Annotated in this window: 12 protein-coding genes; 11 read left to right on the top strand and 1 reads right to left on the bottom strand. The window is 42.0% G+C overall.

The window, feature by feature from the left end:
- The first annotated feature begins 28 nt into the window (after nt 1-28).
- The 11 genes from FXV77_RS15875 (at nt 29) to FXV77_RS15830 (ending at nt 13,682) form a co-directional block, all read left to right on the top strand.
- On the top strand, nt 29-1,504 hold the full coding sequence (locus tag FXV77_RS15875) for a hypothetical protein (RefSeq protein WP_148920215.1): 1,476 nt from the start codon (nt 29-31) through the stop codon (nt 1,502-1,504).
- 46 nt (nt 1,505-1,550) lie between these two features.
- Nucleotides 1,551-3,011, top strand: a complete 1,461-nt coding sequence (locus tag FXV77_RS15870; RefSeq protein ID WP_246162489.1) for a rhodanese-like domain-containing protein — start codon at nt 1,551-1,553, stop codon at nt 3,009-3,011.
- 5 nt (nt 3,012-3,016) lie between these two features.
- Nucleotides 3,017-3,775 (top strand): hypothetical protein, encoded by a 759-nt coding sequence (locus tag FXV77_RS15865; RefSeq protein ID WP_222867808.1) that lies wholly within the window; start codon nt 3,017-3,019, stop codon nt 3,773-3,775.
- Nucleotides 3,776-3,819: 44 nt separating this feature from the next.
- On the top strand, nt 3,820-4,503 hold the full coding sequence (locus FXV77_RS15860) for a glutaredoxin (protein ID WP_148920214.1): 684 nt from the start codon (nt 3,820-3,822) through the stop codon (nt 4,501-4,503).
- A gap of 38 nt (nt 4,504-4,541) precedes the next feature.
- Entirely contained in the window at nt 4,542-5,177 is a 636-nt protein-coding gene (locus FXV77_RS15855; protein ID WP_148920213.1) for a hypothetical protein, read from the top strand.
- A 48-nt stretch (nt 5,178-5,225) separates the two neighbouring features.
- Nucleotides 5,226-5,390: a hypothetical protein gene (locus FXV77_RS22190; RefSeq protein ID WP_187444158.1), complete on the top strand. Its 165-nt coding sequence runs from the start codon at nt 5,226-5,228 to the stop codon at nt 5,388-5,390.
- Between the two features lie 122 nt (nt 5,391-5,512).
- On the top strand, nt 5,513-8,587 hold the full coding sequence (locus FXV77_RS15850; RefSeq protein ID WP_148920212.1) for a SusC/RagA family TonB-linked outer membrane protein: 3,075 nt from the start codon (nt 5,513-5,515) through the stop codon (nt 8,585-8,587).
- Nucleotides 8,588-8,608: 21 nt separating this feature from the next.
- On the top strand, nt 8,609-9,979 hold the full coding sequence (locus tag FXV77_RS15845) for a RagB/SusD family nutrient uptake outer membrane protein (protein WP_148920211.1): 1,371 nt from the start codon (nt 8,609-8,611) through the stop codon (nt 9,977-9,979).
- Nucleotides 9,980-10,038: 59 nt separating this feature from the next.
- Nucleotides 10,039-11,472, top strand: coding sequence for a phytoene desaturase family protein (locus FXV77_RS15840; RefSeq protein WP_148920210.1), 1,434 nt, complete (start codon nt 10,039-10,041; stop codon nt 11,470-11,472).
- Nucleotides 11,469-12,374 carry an epimerase gene (locus FXV77_RS15835; RefSeq protein WP_148920209.1) on the top strand — a complete coding sequence of 302 codons (906 nt, stop codon included), beginning with the start codon at nt 11,469-11,471 and terminating at the stop codon, nt 12,372-12,374. The genes FXV77_RS15840 and FXV77_RS15835 overlap by 4 nt, the downstream gene beginning before the upstream one ends.
- A 51-nt stretch (nt 12,375-12,425) precedes the next feature.
- Entirely contained in the window at nt 12,426-13,682 is a 1,257-nt protein-coding gene (locus FXV77_RS15830) for a YeiH family protein (protein ID WP_148920208.1), read from the top strand.
- Nucleotides 13,683-13,762: 80 nt separating this feature from the next.
- Here the strand turns inward: FXV77_RS15830 and FXV77_RS15825 are convergent, their stop codons facing one another.
- On the bottom strand, nt 13,763-14,500 hold the full coding sequence (locus tag FXV77_RS15825) for a hypothetical protein (RefSeq protein WP_148920207.1): 738 nt from the start codon (nt 14,498-14,500) through the stop codon (nt 13,763-13,765).
- Between the last annotated feature and the right edge of the window lie 312 nt (nt 14,501-14,812).

Here is a 14,812-nt window from a genome sequence, read left to right as displayed (position 1 = left end):
AGACGTATATCTTAAATAAATATAGAGCATGGCTTCGATATATACAAACATAGGCAGAGGTGATATTGCGTATGCTGCTTGGACAAAATTGGAAAAAATTGTTTTTCGATTTGCCTTTGTTTTTATTGTACTAATGGTCTTTCCGTTACGGTGGGAATGGTACGACGACTTGTTTTCGTCCTCTTCCGTATATGCGTTTTTGAATACGCTAGCAGGAGGATCCCGGTTCAATCTGTTGATACAAATCCCTACGGAAAGTGGCCGTTGGGGAATAGCATCGTATGCTTCGTGGGGACTTACGACCTTAGCTGCATTGCTCTTAGCTACAATATGGACGATTATCGCCCGTAAAAGCGCTGGAAGAATCTACCACGTACTGTATTATTGGCTACGTGTCCTTGTACGGTACCGCTTGGCCATCGGGCTTATTGCGTTTGGTTTCATCAAATTCTTCCCCATGCAGATGCCTTTTCCCTCTGTGGCCAATCTGAATACCGAACTGGGTAATTATGCACCGTACAAGCTCTATTGGCAGGCTGTGGGGTTATCTTTTCGATATGAAATATTTTTAGGCTTTTTGGAGATAGCGATTGGTGTCCTCTTCTTCTTTAGAGCAACCACAGCCTTTGCAGCCATTGCAACAGTAGGTGTATTGTTCAATATTGCACATGCTAATCTAGCGTACGACGGCGCAGTTCACAATTACGCATCGTATTTTGTGTTATTGTCTCTTTTCCTTTTGGTATCCTATATACCAAATCTATGGCGGTTGTTTCTCTCCGGTCAAACTGTCCAACCCACATATTATCATCCGCGGATCAACAACAAATGGGTAAAGATAGTTTATGCAAGTGGTAAATTCGTCGTTATTTTCGTGTTCGTATTGGTGTATGGCTATTACGCTTACGACCTTATTTATAATAAGGGCAAACGTAAGGAACCCGTGATTCCTGGACTACCCCAAGCCGCCGGCTACTATGAAGTTAAAACATTTGTGCTGAATGGTGACACATTGCAATACTCACCAAACGATTCGGTGAGATGGCATGAGGCTATCTTTGAAAGATATTCTACGTTTTCCTACAAGGTGAATAAGGATTTGTATATAGACATCACCAACGGAGGCGCCCAAACTGGCGATTTGATCAAGAATTATGAATTTACAGGACGAGCTGGAGGTTATTCTTACTTCTATTACGAGATAGATTCGGCCGAGAACCTCCTGTATTTAGTAGAAAAAAACCAGCTGTTTTACCCCCGAGGTTACAATAGACGCTTCAATAGGCAAAACGAGGCTGATTTAAAAGAACTCTATGGAACTTCTGTAGGCGATGATATACAGATCCTACGATGGTTATACGATCGTCCGGACGATGACAAGATTGTACTTTCGGGCATAGACCTAAATAAGGATACCATAGCAGTAGTCCTGGAGAGAAAGCATCAGCACTATGCCGTGGGAGAGGGATGGTACAGCAAAAGTAAGAAGTATACTTACAAATAAGAAAAAAGTAATGCATAATCAAAAACATATAGTAGCTAAAACAAAAATGATGAAAAGAAGAGATTTTGTGCATAAATCGTTGGTATTGTTGGCTTTTGCTTCTGGAGGTACTGCAATTGCATGTCTCGGTACCAAAAAAAGCAAGGCGTCGTATACAATCAAACAATTTGAAGACGAAGGATTGGCTCATTTTTCATATGCGATACTGGTCGACAACAAAATTGTACTGGTGGATCCCGCCCGGGATCCTCAACCATATTACGATTATGCTGATGAACAGGAAGCGGAGATCATCGGTGTTATTGAAACACATCCTCACGCGGATTTCGTGAGTTCCCACCTGCAAATCCATCAGGAAAAGCAGGCAAAAATATATGTGAGCAGGTTGGTTCATGCGGCTTATCCGCATCAAACCTTTGATGAAGGCGATCATATTGCTCTTTCAGATACGGTCACTTTGGTGGCACTCCATACACCAGGACATTCTCCCGATAGCATTTCTGTAGTATTGCGTGAAGAAGATAAAGATGTTGCGGTTTTTTCGGGTGATGCTTTGCTCTTTGGCTCTGTGGGCAGACCGGATTTGCGGGAGTATTCTGGCGAGGCTGCGGCTAGGCGGCAAGAACTTGCTAAGCAGATGTACCACACTGTCCATCAAAAATATGCCGCGCTGAATGATAATGTATTGGTATACCCTGCGCATGGAGCCGGCTCTTTGTGTGGCAATGCCATACGCGATGTGAAGGAAAGCACGATTGGGTATGAGAGAGCGCATAATTTTGGTTTCCAGATTAAAGATGAACAAGAGTTTGTCAAGATCCTGCTTCAGGATCAGCCCTATATTCCTAAATATTTTCCATACAACGTCGAGCTCAATAAAAAAGGAGCGCCGACATTTGAACAAGCTATAAAAGCGGTTTCGGTTCTTCCCGTGACCGGTACCGATGTTTCTCAAACCCTAGTGGTAGATACCCGTGGTTCACGAGATTTTAGGGCTTCCCATTTACCGCAGTCAGTCAATATACCGGACAACAAAAAGTTTGAGACTTGGTTAGGGACGTTCGTTGACCCAGAAGACAATTTTTATCTCGTTGTCGGAGACGAGATCGATAAAGAAAAGCAACTATCCAAGGCCGCCAAGATAGGATATGAAGCTTTGGTGAAAGCTATCTTGATTTACAAAGATCATCAGGGACAACAATTTTCAAACTTCGATAAAGTGGACTTTGATAAGAACAAAGCAGATTACATCATCTTGGATGTTCGGACTGTTAAAGAAGCATCAGAGGATCCGGTATTCGAAAATGTTGTCAACATTCCGTTGTCTGAGCTGGAAGAAAAAATAGCAACCCTCCCGACAGATAAGCCTATCTATGTGCACTGTGCGTCTGGATATAGGTCTTCTATCGGTTCCAGTTTAATAAAAAAGGTATATCCAAATGCCGATGTGTATGATATCGGTTCGGAAATAATAGAGTATAAAAAATCAAATAGGAACAAAAGATAAATAATATGAGAAAATTTTTAGCTTTTATGATGTTGTCTATCTGTATCGTTAGCGGATTGACGGCACAAACCACGCAAATAACTATTCGTGCGCTGGCGAAGGATGCCAAGTTCATCGGTACGGGAATAGGTGGGGCGTATATCGTCGTGAAAGATCATTATACTCAAGAGGTCTTGGCCAAAGGTTATACAAGCGGAGCTTCGGGAAATACGGATGTCATCGTAAAAAATCCAAGAGTGCGTCATGCTCATCTCTCCGATGAGGAGACGGCGAAGTTTATCGCGACTTTGGACATCGACGAACCGACTTTGCTAGATATCGAAGCTATTGCGCCGATCAAGCGAAAGCATGCGGCGATCCGATCGAGTACGCAGATCTGGGCCATACCAGGCAAAGACATTCTTGGTGACGGTATCATCTTGGAGATACCCGGCTTTATCGTCGATATACTGTCACCGACAACACATCAGGTTATTGCGGCTGACAGCGATTCGTTGATCATCCGGACCAATCTTGTCTTGATGTGTGGTTGCACGGTACAAGAAGGCGGCGTGTGGGATGCAAAGAACTATGACGTGGTCGCCACGATATGGAAAGAAGGTGTAGAAATCGCTAAAGTGGATTTAATCAAAACGGCTGAAGACAATGTTTTTGAAGTTCAAATACCGGTCAAAGAACCAGGAAATTATGAGATAGCCGTCACTGCATTTGACAATAAAGTGTACAATACCGGTGTAGACCGCATCAGTTTTGTCGTTAAATAGATCTTGGGGAAAAAAGTAAATATTACACATTAAAAAGAATAGATATGAAAAGAAAAATAAGTTTATTATGGAGCTTCGTGATCGTCTTGCTGACGGTAGCATGCCAAAACGCAGGTGGGAATAAAAACCAGAATAATGAAGATACAGCGGTTGCAGATACGACGACAGCCAAATCTTTTAGAGAGGAATATGAAAGTGTAAACGGGGCTAAGTCCCCTTCTGGTAAAAATATCCATATCGACGTTCATGTAGAAAATGACAGCAGTATTATCTATGCTACAGAGGAAGACGTCCTTGAACTTGAAAATGGTATAGTCTTGTTTGGTTTTCCGACCTGTCCGTGGTGTAGAAATACCATCGAGCCCTTGTTGGATTTTGCTAAGGAGCAGAATGTCAAAATCCACTACCTAAATATTGCTAAGATTCGAGATCAAAAGGAACTACAGCAAGACAGCATCGCGATTGTCACGACAAATGAGGGAACAGAAGGTTATCGTGCAATTTTGAAAAAATTCGATGAAGTGTTGGATCCTTATAAAGGGTTGGGTGATGATACCATTAAAAGAATTTCCTCCTCCACGGTCTTGTTTATCAAAGACAATAAGGCCTTTGAGAAAAAATCAGGCACTATCGAAAGTCAAAAAGATCCATATGTAAAGTTAACACCGGAACAACACGAGGAGCTAAAGCAGATCTATAAGGAGATCTATGCTCGATATAATCAGTAAAGCAAATAAGTTGTATCTAAAATTTTATAAAAATCAATATGCGGAACAAAATAGTGTGGCTTGGAATGATGTTGATACTATTCCTCGGTTGTAAGGATATTAAAAATCAGATTCGGAACAAAGATGTTGTGATCAGTGCCGAAGATGTCCAACACTTTAAAAAAGAACTGGAGGATTTGAACGAGAAGAATGACATTGTCGTTTCGGTACCGGATAGTAGTCGAATTGTCATCGCGGATGAAGACGATATACTCCAACTTCAAAATGGCATTGTCCTATTCGGTTGGCCGTCTTGTCCTTGGTTTAGAAATGCGGTAGGTCCTTTGCTTGAATTTTCGGCAGAGGAAAAAGCGACAATCTATTATTTGAATATTAAAGATATACGCGACTTTAAAGAATTACAGGACGACGAGGTGGTAACTACGGAAGAAGGATCGGCGGGGTATCGTGCAATTCTAGAAAAATTCCATGATATCTTAAATCCGTATACGGTTTTAGGGATAGATTCCATCAAGCGAATATCTTCCCCAACCGTACTTTTTATTGAGAACGGCAAAGGGACCCATAAAGTTGTGTCGACAGTTGTGTCTCATACGGATAGCCATACTACCCTTACGCCGGAGCAACAGCAAGAGTTAAAGGCGCGTTATCAAGCGTATTTCACCAAGAGATAATATACGATCATATTAAATTAATTATTGAATAATCATAAAAAAACAGACATGAAGCATTTATTGAAGAATATCTTGTTATTATTTGTAGTAACCCAACTGGTCATCTCGTGTGGCGGAAATTCTGATAAAAAAGAGAAGGATAAGTTGGAAGCAGACAGTGTAAAAGCATTGAATAAAGACGATGAAGTCGATCCTACGACTGGATGCGATTAAAACTTTTACATGACATATTAAATTGGGGGAAGCAATATGATTCGATTCCCCAACTTATAGAAGAAACAAAAACAAGTAATCAATTGGCGTTGGCACTTGTAGATATTTACTGTTAAGACAAAATGAACACAAATAAAGATACCGCGTTTCGATACGTAAAAATAGGATTATTATTTTTTCTAGGGCTATATGCAACAACGAGTTATGCACAGCAGAAACCAAGGCCGATTGTTAATGCAGCACTAGAAGGAAAGGTTATAGATGCGATTAAAAAAAAGCCACTTGAAGGGGTTACCCTACAGTTAGATGGGGTCACACATAGCGTGAAAACAGACCATAATGGCGAGTTTCAGTTTGTCACGGGGCAAAAACTGCCTTTCACCATCAATGTGACTTATATAGGATATGAGAAGAAAATTTTGGATGTAAGCTTGTCACCGACTGTCATTGAACTTGAACCATCTGCAGAGCGACTAGATGAAATCGTGGTCGTAGGATACGGACAAAAGAAAAAATCAAATATAACAGGAGCCGTTAGCCAGGTAAATGGGGACAATCTCTCCAACAATTTAGGGACTAGTTTCACCGAAAAGCTACAAGGCCTTGCACCCGGCGTACAGATTTCTTCTTCTTCAGGTGTCGAAGGAGGTACAGCTCTGGTCCGTCTGCGCGGAGCAACTTCCATTAACGCCAATAACGACCCTTTGTATATCATCGATGGTGTATTTATCAATAGTTCCTCGTTGCAGAGTGTAGGTGCAGGAGGACAAACCTCAAATCCGTTGGCGGATATCAATCCAGCTGATATAGAAACGATAGAGGTATATAAAGATGCGAATGCGACAGCAGTGTACGGTGCTAGAGGGGCTAATGGCGTTATTGTTATTACGACCAAGAAAGGAAAGAAGGGCGAAAGAACCGAAGTCAATTTTAATAGCACATTTGGTATTGCAAAGGCTCCAAAGCTTTGGGAGTTGGTCACAGGCCCTGAACATGCTACTATATTAAATGAGCAGTGGATAAATGATGGAGGAACCTACGAAACACGTCCATATCGTCCAATAAGTGAAGGCGGACAGGGTCTACCTGAAGAACAAGGTACCTATGATAGATTGGGATTAATATTCCGAACAACCAATCAAACAATCAATAATCTGTCTGTCAGAGGAGGAAGCGACAAAACGTCTTTCTATGTGAGCGGAGAAATAAATAATTCACCCTCTATTTTAAAGCTACAGAATTTTAACCGAAAAAGTTTTAGATCAAATCTTGATCATAATATTTCTAATAGTTTGCAAATTGGAACTAACATTTCTTATAGCTTAGTCAATAGGGAAACTGTTCCAACGGGGGATACAGGAGGTATTACCAATACGGGACTACATACGCCTACACTTACACCTATTCTGAATGCCGATGGATCGTACAATAGAGGAGAACGCTTTAATAATCCTTATGTATTACTGGAAAACAGCAATAGTCACGCTTACACTAAACGATTCATCGGTAATGCATTTATAAAATGGGATATCTTAAAGAACCTGAGCTTCAGAAGTTCTTTTAGCTTAGACGACAACAGTTATAATGAAGTTATTTACTATAATGCGAATCTTAATCAAGGTCGCTCTTCAAACGGGAGTGGAACGGACGCATTGACTAGCGAGCGCGTGTGGATTGCCGAGCAATTGTTAAACTATACCCCTTTCTCCGATACCGACCATTTTCTCTCTGTTTTTTTAGGAAACACCTTGCAAAGAAATGAGTTTTCCCGATCAACCATTACGGGTACAAATTATCCCAGTACGCAATTTACAGCTATTTCTGCGGCTGCGGTGACTACAGGATCTACGACAGGTCTTCTTCCTTCAGGGTTGATTTCCTATTTTGGAGGAGTTAACTATAGCTATCAAGACAAATATGTGGTCGACGCCAATCTGCGGAGTGATGCCTCGTCACGTTTTGGACGCAATAATCGATGGGCAACTTTCCCGTCATTAGGTTTAGCTTGGCGTATCAGTAACGAAGAATTCCTGAAGGATAGATGGTCTTCTATAAATGAAGTTTTACTCAAATCTAGTATAGGCTGGTCTGGTAACCAGGGAATTCCTGATTTTGCTTCTTTGGGTCTCTGGACGGGTGGTAATAATTATCTTGGTCAACCTGGAGTATCTCCTTCGCAGCTCGGCAATGAAGACTTGAAATGGGAAACGACACGTCAATGGAATATCGGACTGGAAGGATCGTTCTTTAATCGCAGGTTTACTGTGGGGTTGGACATCTACGATAAGTATACCACAGATTTATTGCTTCAGGTTCCTACCCCGGCGAAGACCGGATTTTCTTCTGTATTCCAAAATTTGGGAGAAATGAGCAACAGGGGATTTGAATTGTCTCTTAACGCGGTCAATGTACAATCGGAAAACTTTCAATGGTCAACACAGGTGACGGTTTCTCATAATAGAAATCGGATTGAAAAACTTCCGCGGGCTTTTACACAATATAATAGGGATTGGGTGCGCTTAGAAGAGGGATATCCACTCTATTCATTCTGGTTGTATAAGCAGCTTTATGTAGACACGCAGACAGGTGATGCAGTCTATGATGATTCACGGACGCAGGATGGACGGATTACGGTAGAAGATAGACAAATTGTAGGGGATGCTTGGCCCGCATACCAAGGGGGGATTAATAATACCTTTAAATATAAAAATATAGACTTTTCATTCTATTTTTATTTTTCACAAGGGAATAAGGTGTTCAACATGAACCGCTATTTTCAGGAACATGCCGGTTCTAGGGGAACCTCCTGGTCCATGCAAAAGAGTATGATGGATAGGTGGCAAAATCCAGGAGATATCACGGACATACCGCGGGTAACGACGAAGGAAAATGCCGACGGAAGCTTAAACCATAATTACGAAAGTGACAGGTTTTTAGAAGATGCTTCCTTTATTCGTCTGAAAAGCGTGTATTTAGGCTATTCTTTACCACAGTCTCTCTTAAGAAAGCAAAATTTATTCAAACAGGCCAAGCTATTTGTTAATGCGGCTAATTTGTTGACCTTTACGAAGTACAGCGGACCTGATCCGGAGGTCAATGTCGCCCAACAGCAACCTGGCGCTACTGTACAGGGGTTGGATTTCTCTATGCCTCCGCATCCCAGAACGGTGCAATTTGGATTAAATGTCACTTTTTAAACTTACTCGAAATAGAAACACATGAAATTATCAACATCTATACGAAAAATATTTGCCCTAGCCTTGATCGGCGTGTCGGCGTTAGCACAGTCATGTACCGATTATTTTCTAGCTATAGAGCCTATAGAATCTGTATCCGATAATGTTGTTATTGTAGATGAAGCCACTGCCGAGACAGCTATATTGGGTGTTTATAATCAGCTACAGGATAGATTATATTATGGTGGAGATGGCTTTGCGGCGACAGCGTATCTGTCTGGCGGAGATCATATATGGGTTGGAACATTAAATTATTATAATGCTTTCCCTAGTCACACCTACCGTCCGGATAACACATTGCTTGATAATGTATGGAGCCAGATATTTACGGTGATTAATGGAGCAAACAATGTTATAGAAAAGGTCGAAAGTCTATCTGGAGAAAGTATCAGCGAGGAGAAAAGAAACCTATTTGTAGGTGAAGCCTATTTTATACGGGCACTAGCCTATTTTGATTTGGGCAGAGCTTGGGGAAATGTTCCCGTGGTATTGGAGCCAACACGTGCTCCGAATGACTTTAGCGGAATAAAACAAAGTAATCAAAAAGATGTTTTTCAACAAGTTCTCCAAGATCTTGACAAGGCGGAATCTTTGCTGCCCGAAACGCTTGATCGAAACAGAGTTACCAAGAAGACAGTATACGCCTTGAAAGCCCGAGTACATCTTTATAATGAAGATTGGGAGGAAGCCGTTACGTATTCTACTCATATAATTCAGGATAGTTCTTATGAATTAGTTACTTGGCCTACTATTTTGAGTAATCTAAATACGAGAGAATCGATTTTTGAATTGGCTTTTTCTGCTGTAGACCAGAGTTCTCATTTTGGTTCTTGGTCAAGCATAGATTATCGTAACCAGTTTGCTCCTGGTCTTGAAATTTATGCGTATTTACAGGACGCTACAGAAGCGGGTGATAGGACACGGTTGATCGAAGATAATTCATCAGCAGCCATACGTAATTATTTTGTTCAAAAATTGTATTGGCGGGCGACGGGTGAAAATCCGACGTATGTTCTAAGGCTTGGTGAACAATACCTTATTCGTGCCGAAGCCTCGCTTAAAAAATTAAATCCCGATGCTGAGCAGGCCCTAGCAGATATCAATGCCGTTCGGGCCAGAGCAAATGCGAGCTTATACCATGAATTTTTAAGCAATGAGGAACTGGTGGAGGCTATTGAAAAAGAGAGAAGATTGGAATTTCCGTTGGAGCCGCATCGATGGTTTGATTTAGTCAGAACGAAAAGAGCAGGAGAAGTTCTTGGTGTCACAAATAATAATCTTTGGTTGTTTCCCATACCATTCAATGATTTGGAAGTTGATGATGATTTAGTTCAGAATCCGGGGTACAATTAATTATAGATGTCTACTAGTTCCGTTCGATTTGTTAAATTGCAGATATAAAAATAGTTGTTTTGAAAAAATACGATGCCATCATAATAGGTTCTGGTCCGAATGGATTTGCTGCTGCGATTACTTTGCAGCAACAAGGGCTTTCTACGTTGATTGTGGAGGGAGCTGATACCATCGGAGGAGGTATGCGTACGAAAGAATTGACCTTGCCGGGGTTTAAGCATGATGTTTGTTCGGCCATACATCCGATGGCGATGGCATCTCCTTTTATGCGCTCTTTACCCTTGCAAGCATACGGGTTAGAATTTGTCCATGCTACCTATGCGGCGGCACATCCTTTGGATAACGGTGATGCAGCGTTATTGCACCGTAGTTTAGAAAAAACCGCACAAGATTTAGGTATTGATGCGCGTACCTATAAAAAATTGATTCTACCCATAATTAACCGATGGGAAAGCTTGGCCCTAGACACCATGGGGCCATTGCGTTTCCCTGGCCATCCGCTGGATTTAGCTAGTTTTGGATTAAAGGCTTTAAAACCCGCTACGTGGACAGCATCATCGTTTAAAACACAAAAAGCAAAAGCATTATGGGCAGGAATGGCGGCACATGGCATACAACCGCTGTCTAACTGGGCGACCTCTGCCATCGGTTTGGTATTGATGGCCGTAGGACATCGTTATGGCTGGCCTATTCCCAAAGGTGGTTCACAGTCCATCGCTGATGCGCTGGCAGCATACTATCGTTCACTAGGAGGTGAAATACAAACAGGTTTATGGATCAATAATGTAGCACAATTACCTGAACACAAAACGCTGGTACTTAATATGAGCCCACGTCAGATTTTACGATTGCAGAACACAGGACTTTCCGACGGATACAGACGTTCATTGGAACGGTTCAAGCAGGGAATGGGCGTTTTCAAGATCGACTGGGCTTTATCTGATCCTACGCCTTTTCGGGATATACGCTGTAAGCAAGCGGCTACTGTGCACCTGGGAAATACTTTCGAGGAGATTGCAAATTATGAAAAGATTACGCACCAGGGCAAGATAATGGAAAAACCATTTGTATTGTTTGCCCAACCAAGCCAATTTGATCATCTGCGTGCATCGGAGGGTAAGCATACCGGATGGGCATATTGCCATGTCCCGAATGGATCTACAGTAGACTTTACAGCAGAAATCGAGAATCAGATTGAACGTTTTGCTCCCGGATTTAAGGACACCATCCTGGCTAAATCTACGATGAATGCCCTTGATATCGAGGCATACAATCCCAACTATGTGGGAGGAGACATCAATGGAGGTTTGATGGATATCTACCAGTTGTATACCAGACCGACGTTGTCTCTTACACCTTACCGTACGTCGAATAAAAACATGTATATCGCCTCTTCATCTACACCTCCTGGGGGAGGTGTCCATGGAATGGCCGGCTTTCATGCAGCCAGATTAATCTTAAAAGACCATTTTAATATTGATGTAAAGTTATGAGAAAGATTATACTTGCTGGAGGAACCGGTCATTTGGGAACACTATTAAAGACAGCATTTCTGGATTTAGGATGGGAAGTCGTGCTTTTGTCCCGACAACGGAATAAGAAAGAAGACAAGGTAAGCTATGTGTTTTGGGACGGCGAACACCTAGGGAACTGGACGGATGTCCTGGAGGGAGCCGATGCCGTAATCAATCTGAGTGGAAAAAGTATACAATGCCGCTTCACATCGAAAAACAAAGCGATCCTGGACGACTCCCGTATCTTGCCTACCAAAGCCTTAGGGAGGGCTATTGCACGATGCTCGAAACCGCCGAGGCTATGGGTAAATTTTTCCGGTATATCTATTTTTTCGGGGCTAAATGAATTACAGGACGAGACCAGTATAGCTGTTGGAACGGATTATCTAGCCCAACTGACCCGCCGGTGGGAGGCCGCCTTTTCAGCATTTGACCTTTCGGATACATGGAAAGTGATACTTCGTGTCAGTCCCGTGTTATCTAAGCAACAGGGTATGTTTGCTGAATTACTTCCTATAGCGAAATGGGGACTGGGAGGTAAAGTAGCAAAAGGAAGTCAATATGTTAGTTGGATTCATCAGCAGGATTTTGTGATGTTGGTGCAGTGGATAATAGAACAGACAAATCCTCGGCGAGTTTATCATGCGTGCACTCCTCATCCTGTTACGAATGCTGCTTTTATGAAAGTGCTTAGAAAAAGTGTAGGCGTCTCTTTTGGCCTGCCTCTTCCACGGATTATAGCACATATCGGTTCGTATATAAAAGGCGTCGACTCGAGCATACTACTCCAAAGTGTTCCGGCGACGACCAAATACACTGTTGAAGACGGATTTGTTTTTAAGTTTGGAAATATCAGCGATGCGCTGGCGGATTTAGTATAATAATATTATATTGTGACCATCATTCATTATTCTATTTCATAAAACGTAAAAATGTCATCTTCTAAATCAGCTATAGCGATTAGCGAAGACTGGGTTGTCGTGATACTCGGATTAGCGATCATTTTTGTAACCCTGTGTGGTGTTGTAATACCCAAACCAACTTTTTCCTGGGATACGACAGTTGTTCTCTTTGGACAAGTGCTATCAGAAAGCAATCTACTAGCCGTCGGTATGCAATTCCTATTGGTGTTCGTTACCGCATTGCTGGGGGCTTTCTTGCTAGGAAAACCATTAAAACCACTACTAAGTGTTTTTCCTTTCGTGTTTGTGCTGACTACATTTGCATTGGTTTTAGCAGGTAACAGTACCGTGCGGGAATACAACCTGGAAGCGGTTATATTTAGTTTGGGCATCGGTTTGTTGATAGGCAATTTTTTCAGATTACCTACATGGTTTAAGGAAGCCCTTTCTACGGAATTATACGTGAAAATTGGGCTGGTACTACTGGGAACAACCGTCATTTTCGGTGATATATTGAAGGCCGGAGCTTTAGGACTCATTCAAGCGTTGGTCGTGGTATTATCAGTTTGGTATTTCGCGTTTTGGCTCTGCAAAAGACTTAAAATAGATGAGGAAATGTCTATGATGCTTTCGTCGGCGGTATCTATTTGCGGTGTATCCGCGGCGATTGCAACGTCAGGCGCAATTAAGGGAGATCCCAAGAAGCTATCCTATGTGGTTTCGTTAGTCTTGATTACGGCGGTGCCAATGATGATTTTCATGCCCTATATCGCAGAATGGATGGGTTTGTCCCAAGAGGTAACGGGTGCATGGCTCGGTGGCAGTATTGATACGACCGGTGCGGTCGTTGCGTCGGGATCTTTAGTGGGTGAGCGGGCCTTAGAGATCAGTACGATCGTGAAGTTCTCGCAAAATGTACTGCTTGGAATTGCAGCTTTTGCCATCAGTATCTACTGGACGTATTCACACTCCAAGAGTGCAGAGCATGCGGAAAAGCCAACTTTGAAAATTATTTGGGAGCGTTTCCCCAAATTTGTAATCGGATTCGTATTTGCTTCTCTCTTGTTTTCTTTTGTTATTAATCCAGAGCAAGTTAGCGGTGTAAAAGCGGAATTGAAAAGTATACAGGGCTTATGGTTTGCGTTGGCGTTTACATCCATCGGTTTGGAAACGAATTTTAAAGATCTATTTGTGCAAAACAACAAGAAACCGCTTTATGCGTTTCTGGTCGCACAGGGATTCAATATTGTGGTGACACTGGTTATTGCGTTGCTGTTGTTTGGGTAAGGTTATTAACGCAAAAGAAGCTACCTCCATAAATTTTAGGCAAGCTTCTGTGTTTAAGCTATGATTCTGCCACAATTCACTTATGCAACGTTAAATGCACCTACAATACTTGCTGGATGAAGTGCTCTGGAATTAATTAATAGATCCCTCCCGCGGGAGTTATTAAAATACAAAACCGATAACCCAACGAAAACTACGCATCCCACGAATGGCGTGCAATCCACTTCTATTCGCTCCGCTTCGCGCCAGCCCTTCAACTGCGTGCAATTAATTTCTATTTCTGTGTACGATACTATATGGTAGTCTGCTTTGGCGAAATCGATAGCCATGGCGTTTATGATAACAATCATCTTTCCGGCAGCGTCAAGAAATGTGATATCACGATCTTTTTTAAACTTCGGAATTTCTATAGCGAGTAAGTTGTTCTCGTTAAGTGATGATTCGATGTCAAAATTTAGATAATCCTGCGTATTACTCTTTTCATTGAACTGGAAGTTAGCTAGGCGATTCAGTTTGCCGTGTTGAAGACACATTTTTCCCGGTATTTGATCGGGATTAGCGCGCATGGCACGCAATATTTGTCCATTAAGTCGACCCACCATATTGCTATCATATAAGTCTAGGTGTGTGTCCGATAAAGCCGACCGGACAAAGCCTCCGGCATTGCTGGCTTGACCAAAATCGATTGAGGCTTTTTTGGTGGCCATGGTTTGCTTAGCCTTGCGAGGTCTAGACTGTAGAATTTGTTGATTTCCAATTTTTCGTGCCACGAGATTTCCAGCTAAACCTCGAATTGCACCATTTGTTGCTATTTTCATAACAGTGAAATTAAGTAATCAACTGTTTGTAAATCAAATAAATGTGAATTTTTAGGAAATTTGAAAAACGTGTATGAGTGCTTTTGCCATTTTCGTAATGTCTTTTCGAGAAGGCCTTGCCATTTTTGCAACGGTCTGTAACAAGACAATTTTGATGTTGAGGATGCGTCAGGACAGACGGCAGGAATTTTATCACCAAACCCTGAGCAACTTGCCCCTGAAAAAAGGGTGTCCGTATCATGATAGCGTGGTGAATGCAAATTTGAACAGAAATAGGTGGAATTATGGCGGAGTTAATGTGGACTCAATATG

The organism is Sphingobacterium phlebotomi (genome assembly GCF_008180195.1).
GTDB lineage: Bacteria > Bacteroidota > Bacteroidia > Sphingobacteriales > Sphingobacteriaceae > Sphingobacterium > Sphingobacterium phlebotomi.
This window is presented reverse-complemented; position numbering and strand designations above follow the sequence as displayed.